Here is a 677-nt window from a genome sequence, read left to right as displayed (position 1 = left end):
ATGTAATGGCGGCCCGGCTTGATTTCCTGCTCCAGCTGCCAGGCGTGGATGTTTTCCTGATCGCCTGCGGCGGCTTTTTCCGGGGGATAGAAGGGAATGGATTCGCCACCGGGCAATGCGCCATGCGAGGCAATGATGTCGTCGCACAGCACCAGGGTGTGCCGGCCCGATGCGTGCTCGAAGAAGTAGTAGATGCCTTCGTGCTCCATCAATCGCGAGACGAAGTCGCAATCGCTTTCGTTGTATTGCACGCAGTAATCCCAACTGCGATAGGCGCGCGTGAGTTTCCTTCGCATTGGATGGCCATAGACGCCCAATACCTGCTCGATGATGTCGGGCACGTTGAGGTTCTGGAAGATGCGAAAGTCGCTCTTGCGCGTGGCCAGCCACAGCCAGGGACTCAGCCGCGCCTTGTAGGCGTAGTGGCGGTGATCCTGGCCCTGCATGCCGAAGCGGGTGACGATGCCGTCGATGAAGCGCCTGCCGCCGCCCTGGGTTTCTATTTCTATGGTGGCGTTTTTGCCCAATAGGGCCTTGGGATCGATGCTTTCGTTTTCGCTGAGCATTTCCACATCGAGGCTGAAGAGCTGGCTGATGTTTTCCTGGCCGCGCAATTCACGGAAATGCAGTTCATCGCCCAATGGCGTATGGATGGTGACTCGGCGTGTCATTGTATG

At 57.8% G+C, this 677-nt stretch carries 1 protein-coding gene; it reads right to left on the bottom strand.

Annotated elements, in window-relative coordinates:
* Positions 1-671 (bottom strand): type VI secretion system Vgr family protein (locus ACF8ME_RS05420; protein WP_392415579.1); only part of this gene is annotated, 671 nt, incomplete at its 3' end.
* Positions 672-677: the final 6 nt, after the last annotated feature.

Source organism: Delftia sp. WSY_7, assembly GCF_043104845.1.
Taxonomy (GTDB): Bacteria; Pseudomonadota; Gammaproteobacteria; order Burkholderiales; family Burkholderiaceae_C; genus Comamonas; species Comamonas tsuruhatensis.
Note: the sequence above shows the minus strand (reverse complement) of the source record. Positions and strands in the feature narration are given on the sequence as shown.